This is a genomic window from Neobacillus niacini (assembly GCF_048572935.1).
In the GTDB taxonomy this organism is placed as follows: domain Bacteria; phylum Bacillota; class Bacilli; order Bacillales; family Cytobacillaceae; genus Neobacillus; species Neobacillus niacini.
The window spans coordinates 842,501-857,500 of record NZ_CP183883.1 but is presented as its reverse complement, the minus strand read 5'-3'; the positions used below and the strand labels follow the sequence as shown (position 1 = coordinate 857,500).

At 39.6% G+C, this 15,000-nt stretch carries 15 protein-coding genes, 1 tRNA gene, 1 other RNA gene and 1 other annotated feature (2 of these 18 only partly in view); of the genes, 13 read left to right on the top strand and 4 right to left on the bottom strand.

Translation table 11 applies throughout. From position 1 onward, the window contains the following. A protein-coding gene (locus ACN6MT_RS04090; RefSeq protein ID WP_419954847.1) for a YaaC family protein crosses the window boundary here: on the bottom strand, nucleotides 1-864 show its 5' portion. The gene continues 78 nt to the left of window position 1, outside the view; 864 of the gene's 942 nt are visible here — the first part of the coding sequence; its start codon is at nucleotides 862-864; its stop codon lies beyond the left edge, outside the window. Between the two features lie 106 nt (nucleotides 865-970). On the opposite strand from ACN6MT_RS04090, the gene guaB reads away from it, so the two are divergent. From guaB to ACN6MT_RS04060, 6 genes are all read left to right on the top strand, one after another. After that, nucleotides 971-2,437: an IMP dehydrogenase gene (gene guaB / locus ACN6MT_RS04085; protein ID WP_419954846.1), complete on the top strand. Its 1,467-nt coding sequence runs from the start codon at nucleotides 971-973 to the stop codon at nucleotides 2,435-2,437. Between the two features lie 127 nt (nucleotides 2,438-2,564). Then, nucleotides 2,565-3,941 carry a D-alanyl-D-alanine carboxypeptidase family protein gene (locus tag ACN6MT_RS04080; protein ID WP_419954845.1) on the top strand — a complete coding sequence of 459 codons (1,377 nt, stop codon included), beginning with the start codon at nucleotides 2,565-2,567 and terminating at the stop codon, nucleotides 3,939-3,941. A gap of 172 nt (nucleotides 3,942-4,113) precedes the next feature. Then, a complete protein-coding gene (gene pdxS / locus ACN6MT_RS04075; RefSeq protein WP_063255643.1) occupies nucleotides 4,114-4,995 on the top strand; it encodes a pyridoxal 5'-phosphate synthase lyase subunit PdxS in 882 nt (293 codons plus the stop codon). Beyond that, on the top strand, nucleotides 4,995-5,582 hold the full coding sequence (pdxT, locus tag ACN6MT_RS04070; protein WP_419954844.1) for a pyridoxal 5'-phosphate synthase glutaminase subunit PdxT: 588 nt from the start codon (nucleotides 4,995-4,997) through the stop codon (nucleotides 5,580-5,582). Before pdxS ends, pdxT begins: the two co-directional genes overlap by 1 nt. A 53-nt stretch (nucleotides 5,583-5,635) precedes the next feature. Beyond that, nucleotides 5,636-5,858, top strand: a binding site (T-box leader). A 98-nt stretch (nucleotides 5,859-5,956) separates the two neighbouring features. Then, complete coding sequence (gene serS / locus ACN6MT_RS04065) at nucleotides 5,957-7,237, top strand: serine--tRNA ligase (protein WP_063255642.1); 1,281 nt, start codon at nucleotides 5,957-5,959, stop codon at nucleotides 7,235-7,237. 63 nt (nucleotides 7,238-7,300) lie between these two features. Beyond that, a tRNA-Ser gene (locus ACN6MT_RS04060) sits at nucleotides 7,301-7,393 on the top strand. Between the two features lie 400 nt (nucleotides 7,394-7,793). Here the strand turns inward: ACN6MT_RS04060 and ACN6MT_RS04055 are convergent. From ACN6MT_RS04055 to ACN6MT_RS04045, 3 genes are all read right to left on the bottom strand, one after another. Then, entirely contained in the window at nucleotides 7,794-8,489 is a 696-nt protein-coding gene (locus tag ACN6MT_RS04055) for a deoxynucleoside kinase (RefSeq protein WP_063255634.1), read from the bottom strand. A 16-nt stretch (nucleotides 8,490-8,505) separates the two neighbouring features. Then, nucleotides 8,506-9,153, bottom strand: a complete 648-nt coding sequence (locus tag ACN6MT_RS04050; RefSeq protein WP_063255633.1) for a deoxynucleoside kinase — start codon at nucleotides 9,151-9,153, stop codon at nucleotides 8,506-8,508. Between the two features lie 207 nt (nucleotides 9,154-9,360). Then, a complete protein-coding gene (locus ACN6MT_RS04045; protein WP_419954843.1) occupies nucleotides 9,361-10,647 on the bottom strand; it encodes a LysM peptidoglycan-binding domain-containing protein in 1,287 nt (428 codons plus the stop codon). 121 nt (nucleotides 10,648-10,768) lie between these two features. Between ACN6MT_RS04045 and tadA the strand changes: the two genes are divergently transcribed. From tadA to ACN6MT_RS04010, 7 genes are all read left to right on the top strand, one after another. Then, a complete protein-coding gene (gene tadA, locus ACN6MT_RS04040) occupies nucleotides 10,769-11,266 on the top strand; it encodes a tRNA adenosine(34) deaminase TadA (protein ID WP_419954842.1) in 498 nt (165 codons plus the stop codon). Nucleotides 11,267-11,356: 90 nt separating this feature from the next. Further along, an RNA gene (ffs, locus tag ACN6MT_RS04035) (signal recognition particle sRNA large type) lies at nucleotides 11,357-11,622 on the top strand. A 124-nt stretch (nucleotides 11,623-11,746) separates the two neighbouring features. Next, on the top strand, nucleotides 11,747-13,435 hold the full coding sequence (gene dnaX, locus ACN6MT_RS04030; RefSeq protein WP_419954841.1) for a DNA polymerase III subunit gamma/tau: 1,689 nt from the start codon (nucleotides 11,747-11,749) through the stop codon (nucleotides 13,433-13,435). 21 nt (nucleotides 13,436-13,456) lie between these two features. Continuing rightward, complete coding sequence (locus ACN6MT_RS04025; protein WP_045519285.1) at nucleotides 13,457-13,774, top strand: YbaB/EbfC family nucleoid-associated protein; 318 nt, start codon at nucleotides 13,457-13,459, stop codon at nucleotides 13,772-13,774. A 69-nt stretch (nucleotides 13,775-13,843) separates the two neighbouring features. Then, entirely contained in the window at nucleotides 13,844-14,440 is a 597-nt protein-coding gene (gene recR / locus ACN6MT_RS04020) for a recombination mediator RecR (protein WP_063255629.1), read from the top strand. A gap of 28 nt (nucleotides 14,441-14,468) precedes the next feature. Then, entirely contained in the window at nucleotides 14,469-14,687 is a 219-nt protein-coding gene (locus tag ACN6MT_RS04015; RefSeq protein WP_063255628.1) for a YaaL family protein, read from the top strand. An 84-nt stretch (nucleotides 14,688-14,771) separates the two neighbouring features. After that, nucleotides 14,772-15,000, top strand: partial view of a pro-sigmaK processing inhibitor BofA family protein gene (locus ACN6MT_RS04010; RefSeq protein ID WP_063255627.1) — the 5' portion only. 35 nt of this gene lie beyond the right edge of the window; the window shows 229 of its 264 coding nt (coding positions 1-229); its start codon is at nucleotides 14,772-14,774; the stop codon falls past the right edge of the window.

Below are 15,000 nucleotides of genomic sequence, written 5' to 3'. Positions count from 1 at the left end.
ATCACGATTTGGCATCATTTTGGTCATTTCACTCCACCATTCTGTTTCATATCTAGCAATCATACTAAGATTATAAAGTAAGAGATAATGCACCATCAGTTCAGGGAACTCAAAAAGATTTTCCTTCTTTAATGGAAGTACGAAAGCATTGTTTTCTAGATTGAATTTAATTGGTGATAATCCGGTAAATGTCTTTTTATCATATTGAAACAGGAGCCCTTCACTTGAGAACTCGATCTGATTATCAGACCTCGTCGTTAGAAACTCCTTTACTCTCTCTTCTGTCATATGATAATAATCCAATATTTTATCTGGTATTGCCAGTTGCCCTTGTTGCGTAGATATGGGTATAAATGTGCTTTTTGACTCATGGACTAAAAATAAATCATCTAATTCAGGAATGAGCTCAAGCAATTCCTCCATCGTGATTTTATCGCCTTCTAATTGTTTCATGTGGAACATTTTTTCTGACATAAAAGGGAAAAGCCCGTTTTTCTGAAACTTTACCTCATCTTGAAAAAATTGATAGTTTTGCTTTTTTCTTTTCCTTGTTGAAACACCGTGAGCTAAAACGGAAGTGGTTTCTGGATAAGCAGGATCAACCGTTAAGATACAGGCTTTAATTAAATGTACAAGACCATAAAAAAGAAGAATTGGTTTTAGTATTAGTGGTGAGTTTTCAGCCTGTTGATAATAAATTTGACCATGCTCGAGATAATATAAAAAGGCATAGCAGTTTTCATAACTTTTTTGTTCAGGGTTTTCAATATTACATTTTTTATATTGGTTTTTTAGGTATAGCTGACAATACTCTGCAGAAAAAAAACATGCATAGCTTTTCCAGCCATTATAGTCAACAGTCAATGGTAATCACCTTTTTCAGAAAAATTAGATTAAAACAAGTTCCTTGACAGTATTTTGTCCAATTGATAACCTACAATTAAAAAATTTTTTCCTGGAGGCCATAAAAATGTGGGAGAGTAAATTTTCAAAAGAAGGTTTAACGTTTGATGATGTCTTATTAATTCCTGGTAAATCAGAAGTACTGCCGCGTGATGTAAGTCTTCAAGTGGAGTTATCTCCCAATGTAAAGCTAAATATCCCGATTATTAGTGCAGGGATGGACACTGTAACAGAAGCGGAAATGGCGATATCAATGGCTCGTCAGGGTGGTTTAGGAATCATCCATAAAAATATGACGATTGAACAACAGGCTGAACAGGTTGAGAAAGTAAAGAGGTCAGAAAGCGGCGTAATTACGGATCCGTTTTTCCTTACTCCAGAACATCAGGTGTTTGATGCAGAGCATTTAATGGGAAAATACCGGATTTCAGGGGTGCCGATTGTCAATAATCTCGATGAACAAAAACTGGTAGGGATTATCACCAACCGTGACTTACGCTTTATTCAGGACTATTCATTTAAAATTTCTGATGTGATGACAAAAGAAAATCTGGTTACCGCTCCTGTAGGTACCACATTAAAAGAAGCGGAAAACATTCTTCAAAAGTACAAAATTGAAAAACTTCCGCTTGTTGATGATCAAGGAGTCTTAAAAGGGTTAATCACTATAAAAGATATTGAGAAGGTTATTGAGTTTCCTAATTCAGCAAAGGATAAGCAAGGTCGCTTGTTAGCTGGAGCAGCAGTCGGCGTCACTAAAGATACCATGCTGCGGGTTGAGAAGCTTGTAAAGGCAAATGTAGACGTAATTGTTGTCGATACGGCACATGGCCATTCCAAGGGCGTTCTTGATACAGTGAAAGAAATAAGAGGCCAATACCCAGATTTAACAATCGTTGCTGGAAATGTCGCTACTGCTGAAGCAACAGCGGCATTGATTGAAGCCGGAGCAGATGTCGTTAAGGTAGGTATCGGCCCTGGATCGATTTGTACTACAAGGGTAGTAGCTGGTGTGGGTGTACCACAAATTACAGCGGTCTATGACTGTGCTACAGAGGCTAGAAAACACGGTAAGTCCATTATTGCGGATGGCGGAATTAAATATTCAGGTGATATCGTGAAGGCACTTGCTGCAGGTGGTCATGCCGTTATGCTGGGAAGTATGCTTGCGGGAGTAACAGAAAGTCCAGGTGAAACTGAAATTTTCCAAGGAAGACGTTTTAAGGTTTATCGTGGTATGGGATCCGTAGCAGCTATGGAAAAAGGCTCAAAGGATCGCTATTTCCAAGAAGATAATAAGAAGTTTGTTCCTGAGGGAATCGAAGGTCGCCTGCCTTATAAAGGACCTTTAGCTGAAACGATTTATCAGTTAATTGGTGGTTTACGATCTGGGATGGGCTATTGTGGAACAAAGGACCTAGAAGAGTTAAGAAATAATGCTCAATTTATTAAAATGACCGGGGCAGGCCTGCGAGAAAGCCATCCTCATGACGTTCAAATCACAAAAGAAGCACCAAATTACTCCTTATCTTAATGGAAAAACAGAGAAGCACTGGCTTCTCTGTCTTTTTTTTGTAAAAAGATAGTCCTATCCTCTGTCTATGATTTGAATCCCAGTTATGTTAAAATAACCAAAGTGCAAAAATAAGTTGGAGGGTATTATGGTGAATAAACTTTTTTATCGGAAATATTTTGCTGCTTCCTTGGCAATGATCATGTTTTTAAGCCTTTTTGCAGGCATAAATAAAGCAGAGGCAGAAACTGTGGGATTAGATGTTAAAGCATCTGGAGCGATATTGGTGGATGCAGATACAGGCATGATTCTGTATGAAAAGAATTCTGAAACCGCTCTGGGCATTGCTAGTATGACAAAAATGATGACAGAATACTTACTTTTAGAAGCAGTTAAAAAAGGGAAAGTAAAGTGGGGGCAAGAGTATGTAGTTTCTCCTGAACTTTCTAAAATGTCTCATGACGAGGATTTAAGCAATGTATACTTGCGTGTTGACGCAAAGTACAAGGTAGAAGACCTGTATGCAGCAATGGCGATTGAATCAGCTAATGCAGCTACAATTGCGATTGCCGAGATTGTTGGTGGATCTGAGGCAAAATTTGTTGAAATGATGAATAACAAAGCAGCGGAACTTGGCTTGGAAAAGTATAAGTTTGTAAACTCTACAGGGTTGAATAATAGTGATATGTTAAAGCACTTTCCAGAAGTGGTGGGTGAACCCGATGAAGAAAATATAATGTCTGCAAAAGATGTTGCAGCTTTGGCTTCACGCCTATTACATGATTTCCCAGAAGTATTGGAAACATCTAGTATACCGGAAAAGATTTTTGCAAAGGGTACGGAAGATGAATTTGTAATGGATAACTGGAACTGGATGTTAGAAGGATACGAAGACATCGCTGATAGATATCCTAATTATCAACAATTTGTTTATGATGGTTTGGATGGTTTAAAAACTGGATCTACTCCATTTGCTGGCTACAATTTTACAGGCACAGCTTCTAGAGATGGTCAAAGATTTATATCTGTTGTTATGAATACAGGTTCCCAATCCGAACGTTTCAGAGAAACTAGAAAGATACTAGATTATGCTTTTAATAATTTTAAAAAAGAAGAAATAATTCCAAAGCATTATCAAGTTAAAGGGAAAAAAACGTTACCTGTAACCAAAGGTAAAGAAAAACAAGTAAAGATTTATACAAAAGATGCTGTTAACATGGTTGTGAAGAACGGGGAAAAAGATAATTTCAAAACCAGCTTAACCCTCGATAAAAAGAAGGTTAATAAACAAGGTGAACTTACTGCACCTATCAAAAAGGGTGAAAAAGTCGGAACGTTATCCATTCAACCAAAAGAGGCAGGAAATTTAGGATTCCTAACAAAAGAAGGTAAGATTACGGTTGATGTGATTGCAGCTGAAGATGTTGAGAAGGCAAATTGGTTTATCTTAATGATGAGAGGAATCGGAGGATTCTTTGGAGACCTTTGGGGAGGAATTTCATCCACTGTTAAGGGATGGTTTTAAAGGTCAGGAAATATTCGCCAAAAGGATTCTTGTCTTGACAGGAATCCTTTTTTGTTGCTTTAATGATTTTATGGAAACAATCTAATTCCGAATGAATTAACACTATTTCCTAAATTTATACGTTAATTTTTTGCAATATTTATAAAAATGGAACTCACAAGGGGGATTTACAATGAAAACAGGTACGGACCGAGTTAAACGTGGAATGGCTGAAATGCAAAAAGGCGGCGTCATTATGGACGTTGTTAATGCAGAGCAGGCAAGAATTGCTGAAGAGGCTGGTGCAGTTGCAGTAATGGCGCTTGAGCGTGTACCATCTGATATTCGTGCAGCTGGCGGTGTAGCTCGTATGGCTGACCCACGTATTATTGAAGAGGTTTTGAATGCAGTATCAATCCCTGTAATGGCAAAGGCTAGAATTGGCCATATTGTTGAAGCACGCGTGCTAGAAGCAATGGGTGTTGACTACATTGATGAGAGTGAAGTTTTAACCCCAGCGGATGAAGAGTATCATTTATACAAGAGTGATTTTACTGTTCCATTTGTTTGCGGATGTCGTGACCTTGGTGAGGCTGCCCGCAGGATTGGCGAAGGTGCCTCAATGCTTCGTACAAAAGGTGAACCTGGAACAGGGAACATCGTTGAAGCAGTACGTCATATGCGTAAAGTAAATGGACAAGTTCGTAAAGTAGTTGGAATGAATGAAGATGAGCTTATGACAGAAGCAAAATTATTAGGCGCTCCATTTGAATTACTTCTTGAAATTAAGCGTCTTGGCCGCCTTCCTGTTGTTAACTTTGCAGCTGGTGGTGTTGCAACTCCTGCTGACGCTGCATTGATGATGCAATTAGGTGCAGATGGTGTTTTCGTAGGATCTGGTATTTTTAAATCAGAAAACCCTGCTAAGTTTGCTAGAGCCATTGTAGAAGCTACTACTCATTACCAAGATTACAAATTAATTGCTGAGCTTTCTAAAGAGCTTGGGGCACCAATGAAGGGCATTGAAATTTCATCATTGTCCCCTGAAAATCGTATGCAGGAACGTGGTTGGTAATGGTTAAAGTAGGAGTACTAGCTTTACAAGGCGCCGTCAGGGAACATATTCGTTCAGTTGAGGAATGTGGTGCAGAGGGAATCGCCATTAAGAAGGTAGACCAGTTGAAAGAAGTAGATGGCCTCATTCTTCCTGGCGGTGAAAGCACGGCGATGAGAAGGTTGATTGATAAATATGGATTTATGGATGCATTAAAGGAATTTGCTGCAGAAGGCAAACCCATGTTTGGCACATGTGCAGGACTAATTCTTTTAGCAAAAAATCTTGTGGATCACCAACCTCATATCGGTGTGATGGACATTACTGTTGAACGAAATTCCTTTGGACGTCAGGTTGATAGCTTCGAGGCAGACCTCGCCATCAAGGATGTATCCGACAACTTCCCTGCAGTCTTTATCCGTGCCCCGCACATTGTGGAAGCTGGAGCAGAAGTAGAGATACTTTCAAAGCATAACGACCGCATTGTAGCAGCTCGAGAAGGACAGTTCCTTGGGTGTTCATTTCATCCAGAATTAACTGAAAATCATGACATTACGGCTTACTTTGTTGAAATGGTAAAGGAAGCAAAAGCAAAACAATTGGTATAAATTTATTGCAATTAGTGGATAATTATAGTAAATTAATTTCAATAAATAAATAAGTTAAAGCAATGAGAGGAACTAGTAACAGGAAGTTCATTCTAAAGAGAGCCGGTGGCTGGTGTGAATCGGTGTTTGAAGCTTGTGAATCCCTCCTCGAGCAAGGTATGGAACGCCTGCTTAGGGTTAGTAAGTACTTTCGGTAAAAACCGTTAATTTTTTTTCGAGGTGGACAGACTATATCTGTCAACCAGGGTGGTATCGCGGGTAACTCTCGTCCCTGTTTTTGGGGACGGGAGTTTTTTGTTTTTTATTGATTAAACTTAGCTGCGACGCCTGAAAAAAGGTGTTTACGCTTTATACTTTAGTTAGGAGTGGTAAATATGTTAGATATTAAATTATTACGAGCTAATTTTGCAGAAGTAAAAGAAAAACTTCAACACCGTGGTGAAGATTTAACGGATCTTGGTAAATTTGAAGACTTAGATCAGCGTAGACGCGATTTAATCGTTGAGGCAGAACAATTAAAAAGCAAACGTAATGAGGTTTCCCAGCAGGTAGCAGCTCTAAAGCGTGAAAAGGCAGATGCAGATCACCTTATTGTAGAAATGCGTGAGGTGGGCGACAGAATTAAAGTTTTGGATGAGGAGCTCCGCAGTGTCGAAGAAACACTCGACTTGTTATTGATGAGCATTCCAAACATTCCCCATGAAAGTGTTCCGATTGGTGAATCAGAGGATGAAAATGTAGAAATTAGAAAGTGGGGTCAAGTTCGGGACTTTGAATTTGAGGCGAAGCCGCACTGGGATGTTGCTGACCATTTAGGTATCCTTGACTTTGAACGTGCGGGCAAAGTTACAGGCAGTCGTTTCGTATTTTATAAAGGCCTTGGAGCCCGCTTAGAGCGTGCATTGATGAATTTTATGCTCGACCTGCATGTGGATGAGCATGGATACAAAGAGATATTACCGCCATATATGGTTAACCGTGCGAGCATGACTGGTACAGGTCAACTTCCTAAATTTGAAGAAGATGCGTTTTTAATTGAGAGCGAAGATTATTTCTTAATTCCAACCGCAGAGGTGCCAGTTACAAATCTCCACCGTGATGAAATATTAAGCGGAGATGAGCTTCCAATCCGCTTTGCAGCATACAGTGCATGTTTCCGTTCTGAGGCTGGTTCTGCGGGGCGGGACACGCGAGGATTAATTCGCCAGCACCAATTCAATAAGGTTGAACTTGTGAAGTTTGTAAAGCCAGAGGATTCTTACGATGAACTTGAGAAGCTTACAAATGACGCAGAGCGCGTGCTTCAATTATTGGAGCTACCATATCGAGTGTTGAGCATGTGTACTGGTGACCTAGGCTTTACTGCTGCAAAAAAGTATGATATTGAAGTATGGATTCCAAGCTATGGAACATATCGTGAGATTTCTTCTTGCAGCAACTTTGAAGCATTCCAAGCGCGTCGTGCTAATATCCGCTTCCGCCGCGATCTGAAAGCCAAACCGGAACATGTTCATACATTAAATGGATCTGGTCTAGCAATAGGAAGGACAGTTGCAGCGATCCTGGAAAATTACCAGCAGGCTGATGGAAGTGTGGTAATACCTAAGGTGTTACGTCCATATATGGGGAATAAGGAAGTTATCATTCCAGAATAAAAAGTAATTAATTATATGTTGACAGGGATGTTAAGAATGTGATATTCTATCTCTTGTCAATACGGAGGAATACCCAAGTCCGGCTGAAGGGATCGGTCTTGAAAACCGACAGGCGGGTTAAACCGCGCGGGGGTTCGAATCCCTCTTCCTCCGCCATAAATTTTATAATAATCGCGCATAAAACTGGAGATAAAATCCGCCCAAGCAATTGGGCGGATTTTTTATATATATATTTGGAAGTGTTAAAAGAGAAGTATTTATATTGGCACTCTGTTGATTTGCGCGGAAGGCACGAAGACTCCTCGAAAATGCTACCGCATTTTCTTCGTGCGTGGGCGGATTCAGAGATGCCCTTTCAATGTCTTGCAGGAGTACGGAGCAGGTGAGACCCCACAGGCGCTTGCGCCGAGGAGGCTCACCGCAACGCCTGCGGAAAGCGAAGTGCCTCGGTACAGGCAAAGACCGCCTGTCCCTGCGATGATTATTCAAGAAGCATTCCTTAGTGGAGCGCAAATCAACAGAACCTATTAATAGAGACAAAAAAGCCCTATTGGAATTAACCAATATGGGCTTTTGTCATATTTAGGATTTCCTTTAATCGCTCATCCACTTCACGGCATACTCTTAATGCGTCTTCTGGACGCTTAACAACATCCGTATGATCCATATCAACAATCAAGACATCACTGGCATTATAGTTATTAATAACCCACTCATCATAACCCTTCCAAACCTCAAAGTAGTATTCCTTCAGTTCAGGGTTGATTTCAAAGCTTCTGCCACGTGCCATGATTCGATCGATTACCGTTTCAAAAGAACCTTTTAGATAAACCATTAAATCAGGTGCCTTTTTTGGAAGTTCATTTAATTCTTCCATCATATTCTCAACTAGCTCTTCATATATTCTAAATTCAAGGTCAGAGATTCTCCCAAGATTTTTGTTTACATAGGCAAAATACCAATCCTCGTATATGGAGCGGTCCTGAATCGTGTAAATAGGATCTTTCCAGCTTACAGAATCCTTTACTGTTTTAAATCGTTTATTTAAGAAAAACAATTGTAAGAGAAATGGGATTCTTCTAGCATCCAGTTCTTCTGGAGTTAGTTCATAATAGAGCGGGAGAATGGGATTATTATCAACCGTTTCATAAAAAACCTTACTATCAATCCCGTTTCTTTGAAAATGTGCATGTAATATATCAGCCACACTTGTCTTGCCTAGACCTATCATACCACCAATAACGATACTCACTTACATCCCCCAATTCTTATCCTATGTTTGTCGTGCTGCCTTTTTTTAATGAACCCATGAGCTTTTCTATTATAAAATTTAAATCATCTTCATTTTTAACGAAATCTAATTCATCACCATTAAAGCGAAGAACAGGAATTTCTGGATGTGATTGCTCAAAGCGCGTAATGGTTTGTTCATAATCAAGCGATAGTTGTTCTAAATATAAAGGACTGATATTTTTCTCTACCTCACGTCCTCTAATTTTAATTCGTTTTAAAAGAGTATCTAAGCTTGCATTTAGATAAATAATAACATTTGGCTTTGGCATGTCTTCCGTTAGGAGCTGATAAATTTTATAGTATTTTTGATATTCATCGGGGTTTAGAGTTCTCTGTGCAAAAATTAAATTTTTTAAAATATGATAATCTGCTACAACAGCCTGACTTTTGCTTAAGTAATGGGTATTAATATCCCCTAATTGCTTATAGCGATTGCAAAGAAAAAACATTTCCGTCTGGAAACTCCACTCTTCAATATTGTCATAAAACTTCCCCAAAAATGGATTTTCATCGACAATCTCTTTTAATAAAGCAAATTTAAATTGATCTGAAATGGCTTTTGCGAGAGATGTTTTACCTACACCAATCGGCCCTTCAACGGTAATAAAGGGAGTATAACCCATTGCATGTCCTCCTTCTCCAACTGCCTGCAAATTCTATGTTTAACCAGTACTAAACTGGAAACTTTTTTCTAACGTTCTTAATGGCACAAATAATATATTATCATAATCTTTCACAGGAAGGGATATGGAAATTGTTGAAGAAGAAATTTTAATGTCGAATATTTAAAAAAACTGCCGAAATACGGCAGTTTATGTTATGAAAATAGTTTAACCTCTTTTTACCACATTGAAATTTTCAACAATTAACAGCCAATTTTGCGGAAATGCCAAACCAAGCTTCCAATAACTCATTCCTCTAATTCCTAATTCTTTTATCATATTAAACTTCGCTTGGATGGAGCGAGCATCCTCAAACCAAACTTCATGCTGCTTTCCATCTGCCGCTGTGTATCGGAAAAACGGTGCCTGTGCTTTTGTATCATACTGAATCGGAACGTTATTTTCAGCAGCAAGTTCAATTGCTTGCTGCGGACTCACCGCTTTTGCTATAGATCCTTGAACAAAAGGAAGTGTCCAGTCGTATCCATATAAATTCTGACCCATTAAAATTTTGTTTGGCGGCATTTCTGTAAGTGCATATTCTAAAACCTTCCGAACCTGGTCAATAGGCGAAACTGCCATGGCAGGGCCGCCGCTATAACCCCACTCATAGGTCATGATCACGACAAAGTCTGCTATTTGACCATGAGCCCTATAGTCATGTGCTTCATACCATTTTCCTTTTTGTGTAGCACTTGTTTTCGGGGCTAGGGCTGTACTCATTAACCAGCCTTCACTATTAAACCGCGTCTTTGCCTTTCTTAAAAAGCGATTATAGGCTTCACGATCTGCGGGACGTAAGAATTCAAAATCAAAATGTATATCCCTGAATCCATATTTTTTTGCGGTGGTTACGATATTATTTAAAAAGCGATCTTGTATGGGAATATCATTTAGTAAAATCCGTCCCAGTTCGTCACTAAATTGATCATTTTCTTGATTATCTACTACCATCATTAATGTATTTCGATTGGCTCTCGCGATGGCTGGGAAATTATTGAGTAAAGGTTCTTTAAGTGAGCCATCACGGAGTGCATGAAAGCTAAATGGTGCTAAGTACGTTAAATAGGGAGCTGCTTCACGTGCACTCGTTTCTAATATTGGAGCCACAGAAGTGCCGCGCGGTTCCACATAGGCATTGAATTCTGCTCTTCTTTTCTGGGCTTGAGGGATATATAAGCGAAAGCCGACATAGAGCTGCTGATTTAATGAAATACGATTCGCCGAGGCAATTTGTTGATATGGAACTCCTAACTTTTGCCCAATCGACCATAGACTGTCTCCTGGCTGTACATAATAAAAACTGCCTACAATTGGAATTACCATTGCTTGACCGATGACAAGATTATTTGGATTAGGGAGGTCATTTGCATCAACAATATCATTCACTGTTGTATTGTATGCCCTCGCAATGGTTGTTAATGTTTCATTTCTTTTCACAACATGAATTTGCATGTTCTTCCCCTCCTAAGACAGAACGCTACATCTATTCTATGAGAGAGATGATCGATTCATGATATAATGGGAAAAATAACAGTAGGAAGAGTGTCAATGATCAAATAAGGCGGTAAACTTTATGACGATTGATGAATTTTCAGATGAATTTTATATGAAAGAAGCGATAAAGGAAGCGAGAAAGGCAGAAGCACTACTCGAGGTTCCAATCGGGGCCATCGTGGTGGTAGATGGGGAAATTATTTCCAGGGCGCATAATTTACGTGAAAGTAAACAAAGTGCGGTTGCTCATGCCGAACTATTAGCAATCGAACGTGCATGTCAGCTAGTAGGATCATGGCGGCTGGAGAACGCGAGCCTTTATGTCACACTTGAGCCTTGTGCGATGTGCTCGGGTGCTATTATCTTGTCCAGGGTGAAGAGAGTCGTTTATGGTGCCGCAGACCCAAAGGGAGGCTGTGCAGGGACATTCATGAATCTCCTTCAGGATGAACGTTTCAATCATCAAAGTGAAGTAACGAGCGGTGTCCTAGAGACAGAGTGTGGCCAGTTATTATCAGACTTCTTTCGTCAGCTTCGAGAAAAAAGAAAAATAGCAAAAAAACAATCCTTACAGTAATTTACAATTGTAAAAGATTGATTTTTTTCTCAAAAGTTAGTATACTAAAAAAGCGTCAGATAAAGACGCCTTAATTTATTATCAACTTTGCCGTGCTAGGCGGGGAGGTAGCGGTGCCCTGTACTCGCAATCCGCTCTAGCGAGGCTGAATCCCTTCCCGAGGCTGGTATCCTGTAGGGTCCGCCTTAAGTAAGTGGTGTTGACGCCCGGGTCCTGCGCAATGGGAATCCATGAACCATGTCAGGTCCGGAAGGAAGCAGCATTAAGTGGAAGCTCCCATGTGCCGCAGGGTGGCCTGGGCCGAGCTAACTGCTTAAGCAGCGCCTATGGGTGCGTAGTCGACGGAAGGTGCACGGCAGTTTATAATGTAAAAACAACTCATTTCGCTTACGAGATGAGTTTTTTTGTATTCTCTTTGATAAATAGAAAAAGGATACGTTATAATGATTAAGAAAGAATTTTTTGAAGGGGGCGATGTTTTTGGCTTATCAGGCTTTATATCGTGTTTGGCGTCCTCAGCAATTTATTGATGTAGTAGGACAAGAACATGTTACGAAAACATTGCAGAATGCCCTGCTTCAGCAAAAAATTTCCCATGCCTATTTATTTAACGGACCACGAGGAACAGGTAAAACCAGTGCAGCAAAGATCTTAGCTAAAGCAGTAAATTGTGAACGGGCACCAGTTTCTGAACCCTGCAATGAATGTGAAGCGTGCAAGGGAATTACCAATGGAACAATATCAGATGTGCTTGAATTTGACGCAGCATCCAACTCCAGAGTGGAAGAAATGCGGGATGTGCTTGATAAAGTAAAGTTCGCTCCAACCGCTGTTAACTACAAGGTCTATATTATTGATGAAGTGCATATGCTATCCATTAGTGCTTTTAATGCGTTGTTAAAAACGTTGGAGGAGCCGCCAAAGCATGTTATCTTCATTTTAGCCACGACCGAACCGCATAAAATACCTTTAACGATTATCTCAAGATGTCAACGATTTGATTTTAGACGGATTACAGCACAATCGATCGTAAATAGAATGAAATTAATCGTTGAGGAAACAAGCGTGAAGTGTGAAGAAGACGCCTTAAAGATGATTGCTAGAGCGGCTGAAGGTGGTATGCGTGACGCTTTAAGTCTTTTAGATCAAGCTATTTCTTTTAGTCAGGATGTAGTAACGGTTGAAGATGCATTGACGGTCACCGGATCAGTTTCTCAAGGATTCTTAAATAAACTTGCAAAAGCTGTTTTGGATCAGGATGTAGCGAGTGGATTAGAAGCATTAGAGGAATTGTTGTTTCATGGGAAAGACCCGTCAAGATTTATTGAGGACTTTATATTATATTATCGAGATATGCTGCTATACAAAACAGCACCAAACCTTGAAGAATCTCTAGATAGAGTGTTACTGGATGAGGAGTTCCGTCAAATTGCAGAGGCTGTTTCTTATGATGAGATTTATCAGCTCATTGATTTATTAAATAAGACGCAACAAGATATGCGTTGGACTAACCATCCGAGAATCTTTCTGGAAGTTGCAATAGTTAAACTGTGTCAAACGGAAACGAAGCAGATAGAGAGAATGCCGGATGGACAAATCTCTCAGCTGCTAAAAAAAATTGAACAGCTTGAACATGAATTACAACAATTAAAAACAAATGGGTCTGTTGTGGTTCAAGAAGCAGCACCGCAGGCAGCGCAAAAGCCTTCACAAAGAAGCTCAAGAAAAGGGTTCCAGCCTGCAGTTGGAAGAATAAATGACGTATTAAAAAAGGCAACCAAGAATGACCTAAATCAAATTAAAAGCAAATGGGGCGAAATGAGAGGAAGGTTAATGAAATCTCATGCTGCGCTATTAAATGAGGCGGAGCCAGCAGCCGCTTCAACCGACGCTTTTATTTTAAAATTTAAACATGAAATCCACTGTCAAATGGCAATGGATAATAACCGTTTTGTAGAGACGATTACAATTGCTCTACAAGAATTAACAGGAAATCGCTACCTCGTCCTTGGTGTGCCGGAAGACCAATGGATATCTATTCGGGAAAACTTCTTAAGCACACAGCATTATGTCGAGGGAGAAGCTCCTGAATCCAAACAGGAAGAAGAGCCGCATATAGTAGAGGCAAAAAACTTGTTTGGTGCTGAATTCGTAGAAATTATTGACTAATTAATTGGAGGTTAACAGGATATGCGTGGTGGAATGGGTAATATGCAAAATATGATGAAACAAATGCAAAAAATGCAAAAGAAAATGGCTGAAGCACAAGAAGAATTGGGTCAGCAAAAGATTGAAGGAACGGCAGGCGGCGGTATGGTGACTGTCATTGTAACAGGACACAAAGAAGTGGTGGATGTTCAAATCAAACCGGAGGCCGTGGATCCAGACGATATCGAAATGCTTCAAGATTTGGTCTTGGCTGCAACAAATGACGCACTGAAAAAAGTAGAAGAGCTTACAAACAATACAATGGGCCAATTTACAAAAGGAATGAATCTGCCTTTTTAAATATTGAAGATCGAGCATATGCGCCTTTTTTAAGGCGCATATGCTTTTCTAGGAGAGGAATAATAGATAATGCATTATCCAGAACCGATTTCAAAGTTAATTGACAGTTTTATGAAGCTGCCAGGTATAGGACCGAAAACGGCTGCTCGTTTGGCCTTTTATGTTTTAAGTATGAAAGAAGATACTGTGCTGGATTTTGCCAAGGCACTTGTAAATGCCAAACGAAATTTAACCTATTGCTCTGTCTGTGGACACATTACAGATCAGGATCCATGTTATATATGTGAAGACCAACGTCGAGATAAAAGTACGATTTGTGTGGTTCAAGATCCAAAGGATGTCATTGCAATGGAGAAAATGAGGGAATTCAATGGTTTGTACCATGTGTTGCACGGTGCTATTTCACCTATGGATGGAATAGGGCCTGAAGATATCAATATTCCTGATTTATTAAAACGTCTCCATGATGAAACTGTTAAGGAAGTTATTCTAGCGACGAATCCGAATATTGAAGGAGAAGCAACGGCAATGTATATTTCCCGCTTGCTCAAACCATCAGGGATTAAGATTACGCGGATTGCTCATGGGCTTCCAGTTGGAGGCGACCTAGAATATGCAGATGAAGTTACCTTATCGAAAGCTCTAGAGGGTAGAAGAGAAATTTAATTTAAAAGCAGAGTACCGGGGGAATAAGATGTTTTTCCAGCGTAAAGGGTGGCTGCGAAAAGAGTTTGACCAAAAACTTTTATCTCAGTTACAAGAGTATAAAGAACAATGGCAGAAACAAAAACAATTACTCGACAAAAGTTTTGATCCTTCTGAAGAAGCGATATGCCAGACAAAAATAGCTCAAGTAAAGTATTTCTTTCTATTAAGAGAAGCAAAAGAGAGAAATGTAAGGATTAAAAGGTAAAGATAAAGCTATCACTTTTAAGGTCTTTTTTTGATAACTTGTACATACGTTGTTATAAAAGGATTTTGAAGGGGGATAGCTTTTTTGGAACCAATAATGATTATTGCCATATTAGGCGGGCTCATACTTATTCTTTTGTTTGCTGGGGCTCCCTTTAAGCCAGCTAGGTTTATCGGTCAAGCTGTTGTAAAATTGTTGATAGGCGCACTATTCTTATTCTTTTTAAATACAGCAGGAAGTAGCTTTGGAATTCATGTACCAATAAATTTTGCGACATCAGCTGTATCTGGATTTCTTGGAATTCCAGGATTAG

What these genes read in the sequence shown, in the direction of transcription:
- guaB (WP_419954846.1), top strand. Translation starts at nt 971, where the DNA reads ATGTGGGAGAGTAAATTTTCAAAAGAAGGTTTAACGTTTGATGATGTC.
- ACN6MT_RS04080 (WP_419954845.1), top strand. Translation starts at nt 2,565, where the DNA reads ATGGTGAATAAACTTTTTTATCGGAAATATTTTGCTGCTTCCTTGGCA.
- pdxS (WP_063255643.1), top strand. Translation starts at nt 4,114, where the DNA reads ATGAAAACAGGTACGGACCGAGTTAAACGTGGAATGGCTGAAATGCAA.
- pdxT (WP_419954844.1), top strand. Translation starts at nt 4,995, where the DNA reads ATGGTTAAAGTAGGAGTACTAGCTTTACAAGGCGCCGTCAGGGAACAT.
- serS (WP_063255642.1), top strand. Translation starts at nt 5,957, where the DNA reads ATGTTAGATATTAAATTATTACGAGCTAATTTTGCAGAAGTAAAAGAA.
- ACN6MT_RS04050 (WP_063255633.1), bottom strand. Translation starts at nt 9,153, where the DNA reads ATGGGTTATACTCCCTTTATTACCGTTGAAGGGCCGATTGGTGTAGGT.
- ACN6MT_RS04045 (WP_419954843.1), bottom strand. Translation starts at nt 10,647, where the DNA reads ATGCAAATTCATGTTGTGAAAAGAAATGAAACATTAACAACCATTGCG.
- tadA (WP_419954842.1), top strand. Translation starts at nt 10,769, where the DNA reads ATGACGATTGATGAATTTTCAGATGAATTTTATATGAAAGAAGCGATA.
- ACN6MT_RS04025 (WP_045519285.1), top strand. Translation starts at nt 13,457, where the DNA reads ATGCGTGGTGGAATGGGTAATATGCAAAATATGATGAAACAAATGCAA.
- recR (WP_063255629.1), top strand. Translation starts at nt 13,844, where the DNA reads ATGCATTATCCAGAACCGATTTCAAAGTTAATTGACAGTTTTATGAAG.
- ACN6MT_RS04015 (WP_063255628.1), top strand. Translation starts at nt 14,469, where the DNA reads ATGTTTTTCCAGCGTAAAGGGTGGCTGCGAAAAGAGTTTGACCAAAAA.